At 71.3% G+C, this 16829-nt stretch carries 15 protein-coding genes; 10 read left to right on the forward strand and 5 right to left on the reverse strand.

What is annotated here, in order from left to right; genetic code table 11:
- Window positions 1-16 precede the first annotated feature (16 nt).
- The 8 genes from ABD355_RS31745 to ABD355_RS31780 all read left to right on the forward strand — a co-directional run bounded on the left by ABD355_RS31745 (window position 17) and on the right by ABD355_RS31780 (window position 7930).
- Complete coding sequence (locus ABD355_RS31745) at window positions 17-415, forward strand: cupin domain-containing protein (protein WP_344404289.1); 399 nt, start codon at window positions 17-19, stop codon at window positions 413-415.
- Between the two features lie 12 nt (window positions 416-427).
- Window positions 428-1060, forward strand: a complete 633-nt coding sequence (locus tag ABD355_RS31750) for an NADPH-dependent F420 reductase (RefSeq protein WP_344404290.1) — start codon at window positions 428-430, stop codon at window positions 1058-1060.
- A complete protein-coding gene (locus ABD355_RS31755) occupies window positions 1057-1359 on the forward strand; it encodes a hypothetical protein (RefSeq protein WP_344404291.1) in 303 nt (100 codons plus the stop codon). The genes ABD355_RS31750 and ABD355_RS31755 overlap by 4 nt, the downstream gene beginning before the upstream one ends.
- A 127-nt stretch (window positions 1360-1486) precedes the next feature.
- A complete protein-coding gene (locus ABD355_RS31760) occupies window positions 1487-2875 on the forward strand; it encodes an FAD-binding oxidoreductase (protein ID WP_344404292.1) in 1389 nt (462 codons plus the stop codon).
- Between the two features lie 5 nt (window positions 2876-2880).
- Window positions 2881-4533 carry a benzoylformate decarboxylase gene (gene mdlC / locus ABD355_RS31765; RefSeq protein WP_344404293.1) on the forward strand — a complete coding sequence of 551 codons (1653 nt, stop codon included), beginning with the start codon at window positions 2881-2883 and terminating at the stop codon, window positions 4531-4533.
- A 233-nt stretch (window positions 4534-4766) separates the two neighbouring features.
- Complete coding sequence (locus ABD355_RS31770; protein WP_344404294.1) at window positions 4767-5612, forward strand: type 1 glutamine amidotransferase domain-containing protein; 846 nt, start codon at window positions 4767-4769, stop codon at window positions 5610-5612.
- A 30-nt stretch (window positions 5613-5642) separates the two neighbouring features.
- Window positions 5643-7322, forward strand: a complete 1680-nt coding sequence (locus ABD355_RS31775; RefSeq protein ID WP_344404295.1) for a thiamine pyrophosphate-binding protein — start codon at window positions 5643-5645, stop codon at window positions 7320-7322.
- Window positions 7323-7324: 2 nt separating this feature from the next.
- Window positions 7325-7930, forward strand: a complete 606-nt coding sequence (locus ABD355_RS31780; protein ID WP_344404296.1) for a DJ-1/PfpI family protein — start codon at window positions 7325-7327, stop codon at window positions 7928-7930.
- A 40-nt stretch (window positions 7931-7970) separates the two neighbouring features.
- Here the strand turns inward: ABD355_RS31780 and ABD355_RS31785 are convergent, their stop codons facing one another.
- Window positions 7971-9332, reverse strand: a complete 1362-nt coding sequence (locus ABD355_RS31785; RefSeq protein WP_344404297.1) for a helix-turn-helix domain-containing protein — start codon at window positions 9330-9332, stop codon at window positions 7971-7973.
- 277 nt (window positions 9333-9609) lie between these two features.
- Between ABD355_RS31785 and ABD355_RS31790 the strand changes: the two genes are divergently transcribed.
- Window positions 9610-9759 (forward strand): hypothetical protein, encoded by a 150-nt coding sequence (locus ABD355_RS31790; protein ID WP_344404298.1) that lies wholly within the window; start codon window positions 9610-9612, stop codon window positions 9757-9759.
- Between the two features lie 39 nt (window positions 9760-9798).
- Here the strand turns inward: ABD355_RS31790 and ABD355_RS31795 are convergent, their stop codons facing one another.
- Genes ABD355_RS31795 through ABD355_RS31805 form a run of 3 tightly spaced genes read right to left on the reverse strand, consistent with a single transcriptional unit; the run spans window position 9799 to window position 13765 of the window.
- Window positions 9799-11907, reverse strand: coding sequence for a dipeptide ABC transporter ATP-binding protein (locus tag ABD355_RS31795; RefSeq protein ID WP_344404299.1), 2109 nt, complete (start codon window positions 11905-11907; stop codon window positions 9799-9801).
- On the reverse strand, window positions 11904-12785 hold the full coding sequence (locus ABD355_RS31800; RefSeq protein ID WP_344404300.1) for an ABC transporter permease: 882 nt from the start codon (window positions 12783-12785) through the stop codon (window positions 11904-11906). The genes ABD355_RS31795 and ABD355_RS31800 overlap by 4 nt, the downstream gene beginning before the upstream one ends.
- Window positions 12782-13765 carry an ABC transporter permease gene (locus ABD355_RS31805; protein WP_344404301.1) on the reverse strand — a complete coding sequence of 328 codons (984 nt, stop codon included), beginning with the start codon at window positions 13763-13765 and terminating at the stop codon, window positions 12782-12784. The genes ABD355_RS31800 and ABD355_RS31805 overlap by 4 nt, the downstream gene beginning before the upstream one ends.
- A gap of 150 nt (window positions 13766-13915) precedes the next feature.
- Here ABD355_RS31805 and ABD355_RS31810 point away from each other — a divergent pair, with 150 nt between their 5' ends.
- A complete protein-coding gene (locus ABD355_RS31810; protein WP_344404302.1) occupies window positions 13916-15628 on the forward strand; it encodes an ABC transporter family substrate-binding protein in 1713 nt (570 codons plus the stop codon).
- On the opposite strand, the gene ABD355_RS31815 is transcribed toward ABD355_RS31810, so the two are convergent.
- Window positions 15571-16824, reverse strand: coding sequence for an IS701 family transposase (locus ABD355_RS31815; RefSeq protein WP_425585817.1), 1254 nt, complete (start codon window positions 16822-16824; stop codon window positions 15571-15573). The two genes, ABD355_RS31810 and ABD355_RS31815, sit on opposite strands and share 58 nt — an antisense overlap.
- Between the last annotated feature and the right edge of the window lie 5 nt (window positions 16825-16829).

Below are 16829 nucleotides of genomic sequence, written 5' to 3' on the forward strand. Positions count from 1 at the left end.
CCCCAAGGACCGACCCATGCAGATCATCGCGAAGAACAGCCTGCCCACCGTGCAGATCAACGGCGAGGTGGCCGCCCACATCCTCAACGCGAGCGACCATCCCGGCCTGAGTGTCTCGGCGTTCATCGTCGACGTCGCCACCGACGCGGGCCCCCCGCGCCACACCCACCCCTACGAGGAGATCTTCGTGATCGTCGAGGGCACGGTACGGCTGGAGGCCGGCGGCGAGAGCGTCGACGCGACCCCGGAGGACATCTGCGTCGTACCGGCCGGAACGCCGCACAAGTTCGCCAACCTCGGCCCCGGCCGGGCCCGCATGGTCAACATCCATGCCGCCAAGGACGTCGTCACCGAGTTCGTCCCCGACGAGGCCGACACCAACGAGTCGTACGCGTACAACCGCCCGGGCGCTTGAGAGGACCCGCACATGAGGATCGGCATCCTGGGCAGCGGCGAGATCGGCGGCACCCTCGCCCGGCTGCTCACCGCCGCCGGACACGAGATCGCCGTGGCCAACCGGCGCGGCCCCGAGTCCCTCGCGGCGCTGGTCGCGGAACTCGGCGGACGGGCCCGGGCGGTCGGAGCCGAGGAGGCGATCGCCTTCGGTGACCCGCTCGTCGTGGTGGCCATCCCGTTCGGCGCCTACGAGAGCCTGCCGGCCGACGCGCTCGCCGGGAAGGTCGTCGTGGACACCACCAACTACACGCCCGGCAGGGACGGCACGTTCCCCGACCTGGAGTCGGACCGGACCACGTCGTCCGAGCTGATCGCGGCCCATCTGCCCGGCGCCCGCGTGGTCAAGGCGGTCAACACCCTCAACTACAAGTACCTGCTCGACCTCGCCCGGCCGGGCGCACCGCGCGAGGAGCGGACCGCCCTGTTCGTCGCGGGCGACGACCCCGAGGCCAACCGGCTCGTCACCGAACTCCTCGACGAACTCGGCTTCGCGCCCCTGCCGACGGGCTCCCTCGCCGGGGGAGGGCGCCGGCAGCAGCCCGGCACCCCCGTCTTCAACCGCCCCCTCGACGCACGTCTCGCCCAAGAGAGGTGGAGCACATGACCACTGTGGAGACCATCCGGTTCAAGCTGCGCGAGGCCGGCGCCGACGCCGACGCCGAGTTCCAGCAGCTCAACCGCACCATGGAGAAGGAGTACCTGGAGACCCGCGCCGGCTTTCTGGCCCGCTCGACCGCCCGCAGCGCGGACGGCGAGTACCTGGTGACCGTCCACTGGGCCTCCCCCGAGGACGCCGAAGCCACCATCGCGGCCTTCTTCGCCGCCCCCGAGACCCAGGCCTTCCTCGCCGCCGTCGACCTGGAGACCGTACAGCCCGGCCGCTACGAGCTGATCGAGAGCTGAGGCCTTCTCCACGGCTTTCTCCTCGGGCTTTCTCCTCGGGCTTTCTCCCCGGCCGGACCGGCTCCAGGACTGTGAGGGGTCCGGAGCCGGCCCGGCCCACCTGTCGACAAGAAGAGAAGGGGGAGCCATGGCACCCTCAACGACCACTCCCGCGTCGGCGGCCGCCGTACGCGCACTGCGCACCACCCTGCGGGGGAACGTGCTCACGCCGGGCGACCCGTCCTACGAGTCGGCGCGGCGCCTGTGGAACGGTGCGGTCGACGCACGGCCCGCGGTCATCGTCCGGCCCGCCGACGAGACCGACGTGACCTGGGCGGTCCGTATCGCCCGCACCCACCGGCTGTCGCTCGCCGTCCGCGGCGGCGGCCACGACTGGGCGGGCCGGGCGACCGCGGACGACGGCCTGATGATCGACCTGTCGGCGATGCGCCGGGTCACCGTCGACCGGGCCTCCCGCACCGCCGTTGCGCAGGGTGGCGCCCGCGCCGGCGACCTCGTCGAGGCGACACGGGCCCTCGGGCTCGCCCCCGTCACCGGCACCGTCAAGGCCGTCGGCCTCGCGGGCCTCACCCTCGGCGGCGGCTACGGACTGCTCGCCGGCCGGTGCGGACTCGCGCTGGACAACCTGGTCGCCGCCCGGGTCGTGCTCGCCGACGGCCGCCCCGTCGTCGCCGGCGCCGAGCAGAACCCCGACCTGTACTGGGCGCTGCGCGGCGGAGGCGGCAACTTCGGCGTCGTCACCGAACTGCGGGTACGCCTGCACCCCATCAGCACCGTCCTCGCCGGCATGATCCTCTACCCCCTTGCACAGGCCGCCTCCGTGCTGCGCGGCTACCGCGAGGTGATCGCCTCGGCGGCGGACGAACTGACCGTCATGACCGGATTCTTCGGCGGACCCGACGGACAGCCCCTGATCTACGTCCTGCCAGTGTGGTGCGGCGACATCGCCCGGGGCCGCCCGGTCATCGACCGCTTCACCGCCCTCGGCACACCCCTGGCCGGACAGGTCTGTCCCCAGGAGTACGCGGGCGTCCTCGGCATGTTCGACCCGGTCGTCGTCGACGGCCGGCACAACGAGATGGGCACCCGATGGCTGCCCGAACTCACCGACACCGCCATCGAGTTGATCGTCGAAGCCGCGGCGGGCGCGACCTCGCCGTACTCCGGCATGTACATCCACCACTTCCACGGCGCCGCCACCCGTGTACCGGCCGCGGACACCGCCTTCGCACTGCGCCGGGACCATCTGCTCGTCGAGATCGCCGCGGCCTGGGAGGGCACCGAACGGGCCGCGCCGCACCGGCGCTGGGCGCGCGAGGTGTCCACCGCGTTCGCGGAGCACGCGCTGCCCGGCGGCTACCCCAATCTGCTCGGCCCCCAGGAGAGCCGGCGCGCCGCGGCCGCGTTCGGCCCGGGCGCCGCACGGCTGCTGAAGACCAAGGAACGCTACGACCCGGACCACGTCTTCAGCGCGGTGGCAGCGCTCGAACCGACCCGTAACGACTCAGGAGCCTGATCACCATGACCGAAGCGGCGAGCACCGCCCGCACCGTGCGGGACGCGACCCTCGACGTCCTGCGCGCCTTAGGTCTGACGACCGTCTTCAGCAACCCCAGCCACACCGAGATGAAGCTGTTCGAGTACTGGCCCGAGGACGAGTTCCGCTTCGTCATGGGCCTCCAGGAGGCCGCGGTCGTCGGCATGGCCGACGGCTACGCCCAGGGCACGGGCGAACCGGCCCTCGTCCTCATCAACGGCGGACCGGGCCTCGGCAACGCCATGGGCAGCGTCTACACGGCGGCCGCGGCGAACACGCCGATGGTCATCCTCGGAGGGCAGCAGGCCCGCAAGATGCTCCTCGGTGACCCCTTCCTCGTCGCCAAGGACGCCACCCAGCTGCCCAAGCCGTACATCAAGTGGGCCGGCGAACCCGGGCGTCCGCAGGACGTGCCCGCGCTGATCGCCCAGGCCTACCAGATCGCCAAACAGGCCCCCCAGGGCCCGGTGTTCGTGGCCGTCCCCGAGGACGACTGGGTCCGCCCGGCCGATCCGGAGCCGGTGCGGATCGCCGAGGTGGAGAGCGCCGTCGTACCCGATCCGGCGGTCCTCGCCCGGATGGCCGAGGCGCTCAACGGCGCCGAGCGGCCCGGTCTGGTGGCCGGCGGTCCGGTGGACGCGCAGGGCGCGCGCGGCGACCTGATCGCGCTGGCCGAGAAGCTGAACGCGCGCGTGTGGGGCGCCCCGGTGTGGAACCGCGGCGCGTTCCCGGAGAACCACCCCCTGTTCGCCGGCGTACTGCCGCCCATCCCGGAACTGGTCAACCAGCGGCTCGGCGAGCAGCACGACGTGGTCGTCGTCCTCGGCGGCCCCGCGTTCACGCTCTTCACCGCCTGGGACCTGTTCTCGACGGCACCCGCGGACCTGGACAGGACGCCTCGGCCCCAACTCACCCCGGACGTACGGTTCCTGCACGTCACGGACAACCCGCAGGCCGCCGCGGCCACCCTGGCGAACACCGGCTTCGTGGCCCCGCCCGGCGCGGTCGTGAAGGGGCTGGTGCCGCTGGTGGAGCAGCGCGAGCGGGTCGAACTCGCCCCGGTGCGCGAACCGGTGGCGGTCCCCGAACCCTCGACACCGCTCACCCAGGCGTACCTCTTCCACGTCCTCTCCCAGGAACTCCCCGAGGACGCCCAGCTGTTCGAGGAACTCCCCATCGCCCGCGCCGACTTCCACGAGCAGATACCCCTCGGCGCCGACAACGGCTACTTCGCCACGGCCAGCGGCGCCCTCGGCTTCCCCTTCGCCGGCGCCGTCGGCTACGCCCTCGCGCACCCGGAGAAGCGTGCCGTCGTCGTGGTCGGCGAAGGCTCGGCGCAGTACACCCTGCACGCCCTGTGGACCGCGGCCCAGCACCGGCTGCCCGTCACCTTCGTCATTCCCGACAACTCCGGCTATCTGTCCCTCAAGTACTACCTCCAGGACCAGAAGTCCTGGCAGAAGGGCTGGGACCTCAGCGGCGTCGACATGGCCCAGCTGGCCCGCGGCTTCGGTGTGCGCGGCGAGCGCGTCGAGACCCCGGAGCACCTGCGCGAGTCCCTCCGCAGCGCCCTGACGGCCGACGGCCCGGTCCTCCTGGACGTCGTGGTCGCCGACCCGGGACTGTTCCGCCTCTGACCCCGAGGACCGACCCCGGACGCCCTCCGCCCAGAGCGGGGGGCGTCCTTCGTTGCGCATGGGACAACAGCCCCGGCCACGGCCCGATTTGCCGTAGTGCGGTCTGCCACTTGGGGATGTGCGCCACCCGGAGCCCTCCCTCCTGGTACCGGCCAAAGCCGGAAAACTAGACATGAGTTCGGCAGTTCACGTGTCCGGAGCGAACACCGACCGAGCCGACCGAGAGGAACCTCATGAGCAGGCGCATCCTCGTCGTCCTGTCCGAGTACGGCTATTGGGGCGAGGAACTGATCGGCCCCCTGGAGACCTTCGACAAGGCGGGATACCACCTCACTTTCGCCACCCCGACCGGCAAGCGGCCCGTGGCGCTGCCTCCGAGCATGGACCCCGACTACGTCGACCCGCCGCTCGGCCGCTCCGTCACGACGCCGGAGATGGCGGCGAAGGTCAAGGCCGTCGAGGCCTCCGACCGCCTCGACAACCCCCTCGACCTGTCCTCCTGGCTGCCCGACCGGCCCTACCGTTCGAAGCCGTACTTCCTGCGCGACTGGGAGGCGTACAACAGCCGCGTGGAAAAGGTCCGCGACCAGATCGCCGACCGCTACGACGCCCTCCTCATCGTGGGCGGCAGCGGCCCGATCGTCGACCTCGCCAACAACTGGCGCGTCCACGACCTGATCCTCGCCTTCCACCACCTGGACCGCCCGATCGCCGCCGAATGCTACGGCGTGGCCTGCCTGGCCTTCGCCCGCGACCAGGAGGACCGCGAGAGCATCATCCGCGGCAAGCACGTCACCGGGCACTGCATCGAGTACGACTACCTCGACGGCACCGGGTTCGTCGGCACCGACTTCAACATGGGTCCGCCGCCGTACCCGCTGGAGTACATCCTGCGCGACGCGACCGCCCCCGGCGGCGCCTACCACGGCAACTTCGGCAAGACCACCTCGGTGATCGTCGACTACCCGTTCATCACCGGGCGTTCGACGCCCGACTCCTACCTCACCGGCCAGAAGACGGTCGAGGTGCTCGACCAGGGTCTGCGCCGGTGGGGCTTCAGGGCCGCCGGCCAGTCGTAGCCACCGATCCCCACGAGAGGCGGTACCACCATGGACAGCAGGCCGGCCCGGGCGGCGTTCCTCGAACAGCTCGCCGTCGAGGGGGTGCCGTACATGTTCGGCAACCCCGGCACCGTCGAGCAGGGCTTCCTGGACGAGCTGCGCCACTTCCCCGGCATCCAGTACGTGCTGACCCTGCAGGAGGCCGTCGCCGTCGGCATGGCGGACGGCTACGCCCGCGCCACCCGCCGCCCGGCCGTGATGCAGCTGCACTCCGGGGTGGGCCTCGGCAACGGCATCGGCATGCTCTACCAGGCCAAGCGCGGCCACGCCCCGCTCGTCGTCGTGGTCGGCGAGGCCGGCCTGCGCTACGAGGCGATGGAGGCGCAGATGGCCGCCGACCTGGTGGCCATGGCCGAGCCGGTGACCAAGTGGGCGACGCGGGTCGTGGACCCCGACTCCACGCTGCGGGTGCTGCGCCGTGCGTTCAAGGTGGCCGGCACCCCGCCGTACGGGCCGGTCCTCGTCGTGCTGCCCGCCGATGTGATGGACCGGCCCACGCGCGAGGAGGCGGTGCCGGTCTCCTACCCCGACACCGCCTCCGCACCAGATCCGCAGTCGCTGGCGCGGGCGGCGGAGCTGCTGGCCGGGGCGCGCAAACCGATCGTGATCGCGGGCGACGGGATCCACTTCTCGGGTGCGCAGGAGGAACTGGGCAGGCTGGCCTCGGTGTGGGGCGCGCAGGTGTGGGGCGCCGACTGGGCCGAGGTCAACCTGTCCGTCCAACACCCGGCCTACGCGGGCCAGTTGGGTCACATGTTCGGTGAGAGCAGCCGACGTGTCACCGGGGCGGCGGACGCCGTGCTGCTGTGCGGCACCTATGCGCTGCCCGAAGTCTTCCCGGCTCTGGAGGGCGTCTTCGGCGAGGGCGTGCCGGTGGTCCACATCGACCTGGACACCGACGCGATCGCCAAGAACTTCCCCGTCGACCTCGGCCTGGTCGCCGACCCCAAGCGGTCACTCGCGCTGCTCGCCGACGCGATCGAGGCCAGGATGAGCCGCGAGGACCGTACGGCGGCCCGGGACCGGCTGCGACGAGGCGCCGCCGAGCGGGCCGAGGCCCGGACGGCCGCCGCCCGCGGCGCCCGTGAGCGCGCCGACGCGGTGGAGCTCCCGCACATCGCCTTCGCCGAGGAGCTGGCGGCCCGGCTCCCGGAGGACGTCGTCCTGTTCGACGAGTCCCTCACCGCATCCCCGGACCTCTTCGGGCCGCTCCCGGCGGACGGGCCCGGCCGCTGGCACCAGACCCGCGGCGGCTCCCTCGGCGTCGGCATCCCCGGCGCGCTCGGCGCCCAGCTCGCCCGCCCCGAGGCCACGGTGGTCGGCTTCACCGGCGACGGCGGCAGCATGTACACCTTCCAGGCGCTGTGGACGGCGGCCCGGCACGACATCGGCGCCAAGTTCGTTGTCTGCAACAACAGCAGCTACCGGCTGCTCGAACTCAACATCGACCAGTACTGGAAGGAACAGGGGATCCCGGAGCACGCGCACCCGGGGATCTTCGACCTCTCCCGGCCGGCCATCGACTTCGTCGCCCTGTCGAGGTCCCTGGGCGTGCCCGCGCTGCGCGTGGAGAAGCCGGGCCAGGTGGCGGCGGCAGTCGACGAGGCGCTGTCGCACCGCGGCCCGTTCCTGATCGACCTGGTCACCGAACGGGGGAGGGGACGGTAACGGTGGGACTGACGGGTCACAAGATCGCCGTACTGATGGAGAGCGACTTCTACGAACCCGAGATCCTCTACTACGCGCGCCGCTTCCCCGAGGAGGGTGCCGAGGTCCACTTCCTGTCCCGGCTGTGGGGCGAGAAGGAGATGACCTTCCAGGGACACGAGCACCGGATGCCGTTCACGGTCACCGAATCCTTCGAGGACGTCGACGAGTTCGCGCTGAAGGAGTTCAGCGCGGTCATCGTCCCCTCCGGCATGGTCGCCGACCGGCTGCGCTACACCGAGGACCCGGACCGGCTCCCGCCCGCCGCAACGTTTCTGCGCCGCGCGTTCGCCGACCCCGCCATCCTCAAGGGCGTCATCTGCCACGGCATGTGGCTCGCGGCCCCGGTGCCGGGACTGGTCCGCGGCCGGCGCGCCGTGGTCCACAACAACCTGCTGGGCGATCTGCGCAACATGGGCGGCAGCTACGTCGACCAGGACGTCGTCGTCGACGACGACCTCGTCACCGCCCGCACCGGCGAGCACTGCCATCTGTTCGCCCGCACCATCATCGACCTGCTCGCCGCACACGGTACGAGAAGCGCCGGCACCGGCTTGTGGGCGCGGTGAGCTGATGAACACTCACGGGGGAACGCGCCGAGCAGGCCGGTCAGCTCTGGTGCTGCTGCTGGCCGGTCAGGGCCTGTGCGGGATCGTAGGTCGTGGGCATCCCGGAGGCCTGCAGCGCCTGGTCGTAGGCGTCCAGGGCCTCCTTCGCGCGGCCCTGGCGCTTCCACACGTCACCGAGGTGGCGCCATTCCTGCGCGGTCTCGTAGGACGCCGCGAAATGCCTGAGCTGGCGGGTCGCCGCGTGCAGGCCCTGCAGGCCCTCCTCCGTCTCCCCGCGCAGCAGATGGATCTCGGCGATCCTGACGCGTGCCCCGACCGCCTCGACGCGCGGGCCCGAGCTGAGCAGTCCGAGGGCGCGCCGGGCGTGGGAGACGGCCTCGTCCCACCGGCCGAGCTGGGTGTTCGCGTCGATCAGACAGATCTCGCACCTGGCCTGCTCCACGGCGGTGCCGAGCTCCGCGAGCGTCTGGCCCGCGTCCTGAAGGAGTTCCAGCGCCCGGGCGGGGTCGGGCACCTCGGACTGCAGCTCCAGCCAGGCCACCGTCATCTTGAGCATCGCCACATGCCGCAGGTTGTCGTCGTCGGCCATCATCGCCAGGGCCCGCTCGGTCAGCGCGAGAGCCTCGGGAAGCTGCCGCCGGGAGAGGGCGACCAGCCCCGCGTTCCAGTACACCGCGCCACGGCCGGCGCGTCCGCCGTGGTCCTCCGCCACCGGGACGAGCTTCTGGGCGAGAAGGTGGGCGCGGGTGATGTCACCGCGCATGAGGTACGACCCGATGAGCGTCGCACCGACCTGGATGTGGTCCACGGTGACGTCCAGACCGAGCGCGTCCAGCCTGGCCATGGCCCGCTCGCCGATCTCGATGCCGAGGGTGATGTCGCCCATGTTGCGGTAGCAGCGGCTGAGGGCGACCTGCACACGGCACCACTCGTCGGAGCCGGCCGCGAGAGACGGGTCCTTGCTCAGCTCCTCCAGCACGGGGATGGCCGCCTCGATCCGGTCGAGCTTCTCCAGCGAGGTCGCCTGGCCGATGCGGGCGCGCAGCCGCATGTGCGGGTCCAGCAGGGCCGGTTTGGCGAGGAGTTCACCGAAGGCCTGCAGGGCCTCGCCGTTGTCGCCGTTCCGCAGCGCCATTTCGGCGAAAGAGAGCTTCAGCCTGGTGTCCTCCAGGGCGTGGTCGTCGCGACCGGTGCGCAGATGGTCCGGCGAGCACCCCAGTTTCGTGGCGAGAGCGGAGAGCACCGCATCCGAGGGAGCCCTTTTCCCTGATTCGATGAGGGAGATGTAGCTCGCCGAGATATCCGAGGAGGCCAGATCCTGCTGCTTCAGCCCGAGTTTGACGCGGAGGGTCCGGATGCGCCTGCCCAACTCGACCGGAGATGCGCTTTCTGTTTGATCCATTTGGCTTCCCAGGGGTGAGCACATGACTTGAGATGTCATAGATCACAATACCAGCATGACTGGGCCACGCCAATGGGCTTGACCCGGCTGTGGCCTGGAGCGGCCGAAAACACCCTGCTCCGCTTGTGGTTGTCGTGTGTGCGAACAGGACACGGAAATTCCGATTCCAAAAATGCCAATACAATCCCCATTTTGCTGAAATGCACTTGACTGCCGATGTAATGTTCGATTGACTCTCATCGTAAATAAAAACCTCTAGGGGGAATGGAGAAAAGGAGTGATTCACAAACTCGCCGCAATAATTGTGGCTGTGCTGTTCGTCGCCGGACTGGTCGGCGGTGGGACCTTCCTCGCAGAAGGAGGGGCGTCCGTGCAGACGGTCGTGCCCGCAAAGGAAAACGGCCCGGCGGGCGGCGGCTGCTGCTGAACCGGCCGGCGCACCCCGTCCGGCTGCGTAATGGGAGCCCTACCCGGATACGCCCCGAGGGTCCGTGAGCGGAAAATGACAGGCGACTGAACGGCCACCCCCCACAGCCGTCTTCAGGGTCGCCGGGATTTCCCGTTCACACCTGTGCTGTTCCTCCCGTCGAAGTGAAGCGAACACGGGGCAGCGTGTCCGGAACCGGCATCCCGCCGCGTACGCGTCGACCGTCGACGGATCACCCCGTAGGACAACGGCCGTACGTGTCCGCTGCAACGCGGGATCAGGCACCGGCACCGCGTCGAGCAGCGCCCTGGTGTACGGGTGGGCAGGCCGCTCGAACACCTCCTGGACCTCGCCGGTCTCGACGACGCGACCGGCGTGCATGACCGCGACCCGGTCGGCCAGTTGTCGCACCACGGCCAGGTCGTGCGAGACGAACAGACAGGACGGGCCGGGATCCTCCCTCAGCCTGCGCAGCAGATCGAGGATCCCCGCCCCCACGGACACGTCGAGCGCGGACAGCGGCTCGTCCAGCAGCAGTAGCCGCGGCCGGGCGGCCAGGGCCCGCGCGATGGCGATCCGCTGCCGCTGGCCGCCGGAGAACCGGTGCGGACAGGCGGACAGGTCCTGAGGGCCGAGCCCGACGAGCCGCAGCACCTCCGCCACCCGCGCGGCCACTCGGTCGGCCGGCAACCGTTGCACCCACAGCGGCTCGGCGACGATGTCACCCACGGGCATCCGCGGATCCAGGCTCGACATCGGGTCCTGGGGCACGATCTGCACCGCACTGCGCAGCCGCCGGGCCGCCTCGCGCGACAACGACGAGGTGTCCTGCCCGAGAATCTCGATCGTCCCGCTCTGCGGAACCGCCAGGGAGACCACTTCGAGCAGCGTGGTGGACTTCCCGGCCCCGGACTCTCCCACGAGCCCCACGGTCTCGCCCCGGCGCACCTCCAGATCGACCGACTCCACGGCGCGCACGACACGTTCGGCCGCCGTCCGTCGCCCCCGCCGCAGGGACCAGGGGCTCGACGGGTTCCATGGCCCGAATGCGCCGGGCACGGGATAGGACTTGGCGAGCCCGGTGATCCTCAGAACCGGCTCCGGCGCGGGCCCTCCCGCGGGCCTCCTCCGGTACATCGACGGCGGAAACAGCTCGACGGAGCTGCGCTTCACCGCCTCGTCGCCCCGGTGGCAGGCGGCCATATGCCTGGCCTCTCCCGTGAGTTCGGGCATCCGCTCCCGGCACTCGTGCTCGACGAGCGGACACCGCGGGGCGAAGGCGCAGCCCGGTCCGCTGCCACCCGCGGCCGGCGGCTCGCCCGGCACGGGGGTGGGCGGAGTCCCCCCGTCGACGCGGGGCACGGACCCGATCAGTCCCTTGGTGTACGGCATCCGGGGCTGCGCGAAGAGCGCGTCGACGCCGGCGCTCTCCACGATCCGCCCGGCGTACATCACCGCGACCCGGTCCGCCGTCCCCGCCACCACCCCCAGGTCGTGGCTGACCAGCAGCAGTGCCGCGCCCGTGGCCCGCCGTGCCGTCGTCAGTGCCTCGAGCACCTGGGCCCGCACGGTGACGTCCAGGGCACTGGTGGGTTCGTCGGCCACGATCACCTCGGGGCGCCCCGCCATCGCCATGGCGATCATGGCCCGCTGCCGCATCCCGCCCGACAACTGGTGCGGGTAGGAGCGGGCGGCCCGGTCCGGCTCCGGCACCCCGAGCGCCTCCAGGAGCTCGGTCGCGGCCCGCAGCGCCGACTCCCGCCCCGGGCGGGGGCGTTGATGGATGCGCAGCACCTCGCCGATCTGGTCGCCCACCCGCTGCACGGGGGTGAACGCGCTCAGGGCGTCCTGGAACACCATGGCGATGTGCCGCCCCCGCACCCGGGCGAGTTCGCGCACGGGCAGCCCGACCAGTTCCCGCCCGAGCAGCCGCACCGAACCGCTCACCTCCACCCCGGGCGGGCACAGACCGAGCAGCGCCAGCGCGGTGAGGCTCTTCCCCGCCCCCGACTCGCCGACCAGTCCGAGGACCTCCCCCCGGCACAACCGGAGATCCACACCGTGCACCAGCGGCACCCCGGCCGACCGGCGGCCCCCCGCCCGCCCGACCCGCAGCCCCCGCACGTCGAGCACCACCTCGCCCGTCACACCCGGCTCCCCGTTTCCCCGCCCACCACCACCGCATCCGCCTCGGGATCCAGCGCAGCCCGCAACGCATCCCCGATGAGGTGGAACGCCAGCACGAGCAGCACCAGCAGCCCCGCCGGGAAGGAGAACATCCACGGATACGTCGTCGGGACATCCGCGGCATCCGCGATCAGCGTGCCGAGGGACACGTCGGGCGGCTGCACCCCGAAGCCGAAGTAGGACAGTCCGGTCTCGCTGATGACGGCCCCGGCCACCGCAACCGTCGCGTCGGTGACGAGGAAGGACGCCATGTGGGGGAGGATGTGCCGCCGGATGACCATGGCCGGCCCGACCCCCATGTGCCGGGCCACCAGCACGAACTGACGCTCCTTCAGAGAACGGGTCATGGCCCGCACCGCCCGCGCCGTGACCATCCAGCCGAACGCGGCGATCAGCCCGGCGTACGCGAGCCAGCCGAGGGCCCGCAGCCGCGGCGCCACCACCACCAGGACCAGGAACGCCGGCACCACCAGCATCAGGTCCACCAGAAGCATCAGCGCCCGGTCCGCCCAGCCCCCGAAGTACCCCGCGCAGACCCCCACGACCGCGGCGAGCCCCGTCGAGAAGCCCGCCGCCAGCGCCCCGATGAGCAGCGACTTCTGCAGACCCCGGGCGCACTGCGCATAGACGTCCTGACCGATCCGGTTGGTGCCGAGCCAGTGCCGGGCGTCCGGCGGCCGGTGCAGCGCCGAGTAGTCGATGTCGGCGTAACCCCACCCGGACAGATGCGGTCCGGCGAAGGCGAACAGGAACAGACCGAGCAGGAGGGCCCCACCCGCCACCGCGCCCGGCGAGCGGACCAGCCGCCGCCGTACCGCCGCCCCCCGCGCGGATCTCACGCGTACCGCACCCGCGGATCGAGCGCGCTGTGCAGCAGATCGGCGACCAGGCCGGCCAGCAGGACGAGCGCGCCGCTGAACACCTCGACCGCCATGGCCGCGTTCACATCGCCCCTCTGCACGGACTCGATGAACCAACTGCCCATGCCGTGCCAGCCGTAGATCTTCTCCGTGAAGACGGCGCCCGTGAACAGGGTCAGGAATCCGAAGGAGAAGAACGCCGTCAGAGGGATCAGCGAGGTCCGCAGGCCGTGCCGGAGCAGCGCGCGCCCGGGGGTGAGCCCCTTGGCCCGGGCGGTGCGCAGATGGTCCGAGGCGAGGACGTCCAGCGTGGCCCCCCGCTGATAGCGGCTGTACGCGGCGATCGCCCCCAAGGCGACAGAGATGGTCGGCAGCGCCAAGTGCACTGCGGCATCGCGGAGTTGGGCTGCCGCGCCGCCCTGCAGAGCGGGCGTCCGCTCGCCGGTGTACCGGATCACCGTGCGGCCCGCCGCGTCATTGAGCGTGAGCGCACCCGCCTGCAGCAGCAGCCCCAGCACGAACGGCGGCACCGACAGCACCGCGAAGGAGAACAGCGTCAGCGCCCTGTCGGGCAGCCGTCCCCGCCGCACCGCCGCCCACACCCCGGCCAGCACCCCCAGCACCGTGCCCACGACCGTCCCGACGATCAGCAGCCGCGCGGTGACCCCCGCCCGCCGGCCGAACTCGGCGTCCACCGACGTGCCGTCGAGCGTGCGGCCGAGATCCCCGTGCAGAGCCCGCCACGCCCAGTGGCCGAACCGGTCGGTGACCGGAGTGCCGCCGTCGAGCCCGATTTCGGCGAGCCGCGCATCGACCACGGCGGCCGGCGGCCGGGGCGTCCGGTCCTCGAAGTAGGACCGCGGATCGAGCGCCGCGGAGGAAATCAAATAGCAGAGAAACGTTGAAGCAAGAAGCAATATCAGGCAGTTCGTCAGACGTTTTGCCAACAATGCGAGCATCGGGTGTCGGACTCCTCGGCAACCCGTCGGCTTCATGTGCTTGACATGGGCCAATGTTAAGCTCGCCGCCGCCCCCTGAAGACGTGTTTGCGCTTTCTTACGGCAGACTGCTCGCCGAAGGTAACTTCACATGGGGGAGAGGGCATCGCAATGACGGGATTCCGCATACGCGGCAGACGGTGGTGGCCCGCGCTGGTCTGGATCGCGCTCTGTGCGGTGCTGGGCGGCTGCACCGGGGCCCACGGCCGCGCCGCCTCCGGCACCAGCAGCTCCAGCGCGGCGGTTCCCGCCTACGGCCGCACCGACGTCAACCCCCGCCCGGCGAGCGAACTCAAACAGGGCGGCACCCTGACCCTGCCGATCTACCAGTGGCTGACGCAGTTCAACTACTACCAGGCGGACGGCACCCTGGACGACGTCTTCACGGTGGTCAGCATGCTCGAACCGCGCCTGTTCACCCGCGACGCCGAAGGCGCTCCCCAGCGCGTGCCCGACTACCTGCGCTCCGCCTCCGTCAACTCCACGACCCCCCAGACGGTCACCTACCGCCTCAACCCGGAAGCGAAGTGGTCCGACGGAAAGCCCCTTGGCTGGCGGGACTTCGCGGCCCAGTGGCGTGCGCTGGGCAGAGGCGACGCGCGGTACCGGATCGCCGATCCGAGCGGCTACGAGGACATCGCCTCGGTACGTCAGGGGGCGGACGCGCACGAGGTGAAGGTCACCTTCAAGCGACCCTTCGCCGAATGGCAGCGGCTGTTCACGCCGCTGTACCCGGCCGCCGGCTTCGGCAACCCGGCGGAGTTCAACACCGGTTGGCAGGGCAAGGCGCCGATCACCGCCGGAGCCTTCAGGATCGGTTCGCTGGACGACACCGGCCAGACCCTCACCCTCGTACCCGACCCCGCCTGGTGGGGAACCCGCCCCCGCCTCGACCGGGTCGTCCTCCGCACCCTCGACCCCACGACCGCCGTCCAGGCCTTCCTCAACGGCGAGATCGACGCCGTCAACGCCGCCTCCGCCGACGTCTACGACCGGCTCAAGCACGCCGGCGACACGGACATCCGCACCGGCTCCGCCTGGGACGACGTCCAGGTCGCCCTGAACGGCGCCGCGGGCCCCCTCGCGGACGTCCAGGTGCGCCGGGCCCTGCTGCGGGCCATCGACCGCCATGCCCTCGCCGAGGTGGCGGGCACCGGCCTGCCGGTCGGGGTGCCCCTGCTCGGCAACCACTTCTTCATGACCAACCAGCCCGGATACGCCGACAATTCCGCTTCCCTCGGCACCTACGACCCGATGGCCGCCGAGCGAATTCTCGATCAGCAGGGATGGCACCGCACGGGCGCAGGCGGCACCCGCAACAAGAACGGGCAGGAGTTGCGTCTGCGTTTCGTCCTCAGCCAGTCCACCAACCGACTTGGTCTCGACCTCTCCCAGCTGATCCAGCAGATGCTCCAGCGCGTGGGAATTGCGGTGGAGATCCAGAAAGTCCCGGCCGACGACTACCTCCCCAAGTACCTGAACCGCGGGAATTTCGACCTGGCGATCTTCCGATTCACAGGCCTGACGTATCCCAGCACCCTGTACCCCGTCTACCGGCGGCCGAGCGACGGCCGGTTCTACGAGAACTACGGCAGGATTTCCAGCCCCGAGATCGACGCCCTGCTCGGCCGCGCCGTGCACACCCTGGACGCAGGACGCCGCGACCAGCTCTACAACCAGGCCGACCGCCTGATCTGGCAGCTGGGCCACGACGTCCTGCTCTACCAGCGCCCGCAGGTGCTCGCGGTCAGGAAGGGCCTCGCCAACTACGGCGTGCCCGGCCTCGGCGACATCGACTTCACCGCGGTCGGCTGGCAGCGGTAGGGCCGGTTCAGCGTGTCGTAGCCCATCGCCACCGAGGCGAGCGTGACGTGATGGTGCCAGCCGCGGAAGGACCGGCCCTCGAAGTCGGCGAGCCCGAAGTCCTGCTGGAGCCGGGCGAGGCTCTCGCCCGACAGCGCCCGCAGCTGCGCCAGCGGCAACACGTCCGACAGCCTGCGCCCGGGCAGATTGGTCAGCCAGTACGTGCGCGGGGTGGGCCGGCCGTACGGCCAGTCGGTGACCAGATGCCTCGGCCGCTGCGGCGGCTGCGCCCCCGCGGACCGGGCGCCCGCACCCCCGCCGTGGGGCGCCTCGGTCAGCAACAGGGCCGGCGCGGACAGGACCTGGGACTGCCGCATCCGGGCCGTCGTCCGGTCCTGCCATGCGATCGGCATCCGCTTGCGGTGCTGGACGGCGTGCACGGCGAGCTCCGTCAACGTCCCACTGCCGTACGGGGATCCGGCGCACGGCCTGGGCAGGGTGACCGCGGTGCTGGGCGAGGCCTCGACCAGATACGCCAGCCCGCGCGCCTCGAGCCCACGCAGCAGCGGCGCCACATCGGCCTCACCGCGCCAGTCCACCAGCACCGGAAGCGGCTCCAGATACCACTCCTCCAGCATCTCGTCGACGGCCTCCAGGATGTACCGCCAGCGTGGCCGGGAGCGCTCCTGGGGCGGCAGATGCGCCTGGGTGCGCAGCCGCTCGTCGCGGTCCCAGCGGGCCGGCAGCATCAGCCGCCAGCTGACCGGGACCCCGCCGTGCCGGCCGACCAGCGAAGTGGCCAGCGCCAGCTGGCAGTTGACGGTGCGCTCCAGCGAGGGCGCGTACTGCCGGGCCACACCCACCGAGCGGTCGCCGTTCTTCGCGAAGACGACCTCGTCGACGCACCAGGCCTCCGAGCGCAAGGCCCGGCTCAGCGCTGCGGCGAGCCGCCTGCGCACCGGACCGCACGGCCACGGGCTCTGGTTGACGAACTGCTGGATCTGCTGGACCGCCCGGCGGCCCAGCACCTGCTCGGAGATGCGGGCCGGGGTCTTGCGGCCGGGCACGCCGAGCAGTCCACGGACATAGACCTCGCCCCAGCGCCGCTGGTCGGAGCGGCTCAGGGTGCCGAAGAGGTCCTGGCAGTAGGCCGAGAGGTCCACCGGCTCTACGGGCACCTCGTAGGGCGGGCCGAAGTCCGGCTCCGCGGCAAGGATTCCGG

The organism is Streptomyces longisporus, from assembly GCF_039532765.1.
GTDB lineage: Bacteria > Actinomycetota > Actinomycetes > Streptomycetales > Streptomycetaceae > Streptomyces > Streptomyces longisporus.

What these genes read in the sequence shown, in the direction of transcription:
- ABD355_RS31745 (WP_344404289.1), top strand. Translation starts at nt 17, where the DNA reads ATGCAGATCATCGCGAAGAACAGCCTGCCCACCGTGCAGATCAACGGC.
- ABD355_RS31750 (WP_344404290.1), top strand. Translation starts at nt 428, where the DNA reads ATGAGGATCGGCATCCTGGGCAGCGGCGAGATCGGCGGCACCCTCGCC.
- ABD355_RS31755 (WP_344404291.1), top strand. Translation starts at nt 1,057, where the DNA reads ATGACCACTGTGGAGACCATCCGGTTCAAGCTGCGCGAGGCCGGCGCC.
- ABD355_RS31760 (WP_344404292.1), top strand. Translation starts at nt 1,487, where the DNA reads ATGGCACCCTCAACGACCACTCCCGCGTCGGCGGCCGCCGTACGCGCA.
- mdlC (WP_344404293.1), top strand. Translation starts at nt 2,881, where the DNA reads ATGACCGAAGCGGCGAGCACCGCCCGCACCGTGCGGGACGCGACCCTC.
- ABD355_RS31770 (WP_344404294.1), top strand. Translation starts at nt 4,767, where the DNA reads ATGAGCAGGCGCATCCTCGTCGTCCTGTCCGAGTACGGCTATTGGGGC.
- ABD355_RS31775 (WP_344404295.1), top strand. Translation starts at nt 5,643, where the DNA reads ATGGACAGCAGGCCGGCCCGGGCGGCGTTCCTCGAACAGCTCGCCGTC.
- ABD355_RS31785 (WP_344404297.1), bottom strand. Translation starts at nt 9,332, where the DNA reads ATGGATCAAACAGAAAGCGCATCTCCGGTCGAGTTGGGCAGGCGCATC.
- ABD355_RS31805 (WP_344404301.1), bottom strand. Translation starts at nt 13,765, where the DNA reads ATGCTCGCATTGTTGGCAAAACGTCTGACGAACTGCCTGATATTGCTT.
- ABD355_RS31810 (WP_344404302.1), top strand. Translation starts at nt 13,916, where the DNA reads ATGACGGGATTCCGCATACGCGGCAGACGGTGGTGGCCCGCGCTGGTC.